The sequence below is a fragment of the Dankookia rubra genome (genome assembly GCF_004355005.1).
Classification (GTDB): Bacteria; Pseudomonadota; Alphaproteobacteria; order Acetobacterales; family Acetobacteraceae; genus Paracraurococcus; species Paracraurococcus ruber_A.
On the sequence record NZ_SMSJ01000309.1, the window covers coordinates 1 to 819 of the forward strand.

Below are 819 nucleotides of genomic sequence, written 5' to 3' on the forward strand. Positions count from 1 at the left end.
AGGCGCTGCGGCCCGACCGCCACCCCGAGGCCGCCCGCGCCGCGCGCGATGCCCTGCTGGCCCGCCGCGCCGCGGGGGTGCCGGGGATCGGCCCCGGGGACCTCACCGCCGCCGCCCCGGTGCCGCTGGCCCGCCTGCCCATGCCCCGCCTGGCGCCGCACCTGGCGCGGGAGCTGGCGCGCGGGGCGGAGGGGACGCGGATCGCCAGCACGCTCGACCTGCCGCTGCAGCGCGCGGCGGAGACGGTCGCCGCCGCCGCCCTGCGCGACCTGCCCGACCGCGCCTCGCTCGCGCTGGTGGTGGCCGAGCTGCGCGGGCGGGAGGTGCGCGCCCTGGTCGGCGGCGAGTACGGCGCGGAGGGACGCGCCGGGGCGCTCGACCTGACGCGGGCGGTGCGCTCGCCCGGCTCGGCGCTGAAGCCTGCGCTCTACGCGCTTGCCTTCGAGGCGGGGCTGGCCACGCCGGAGACGCTGCTGGCCGACCTGCCGCGGCGGTTCGGCGCCTATGCGCCGGAGAATATCGACCGCGGCTTCGCCGGGCGGATCACCGTGGCGGACGCGCTGCGGCAATCGCTGAACCTGCCGGCGGTGGCGCTGCTGGCGGAGCTCGGCCCCATCCGCTTCGCCGGCGCGCTGAAGCTGGCGGGCGCGCCGGCGCGGCTGCCCGCCGGCGCCGATCCCTCGCTGCCCCTGGCGCTCGGCGGGATGGGGACGACGCTGCGGGAGATGGCCGCGCTCTATGCCGCGCTCGGCGACGGCGGGGTGGGGGCGGCGCTGCGGCTCACGCCCGGCCCGGCCGGGGCGCGGCGGCAGGCCTTCG

1 protein-coding gene is annotated in these 819 nt (G+C 81.2%); it reads left to right on the top strand.

From position 1 onward, the window contains the following. A partial coding sequence (locus E2C06_RS36740) for a penicillin-binding transpeptidase domain-containing protein (protein WP_277751928.1) occupies window positions 1–819 on the top strand: 819 nt, incomplete at both ends.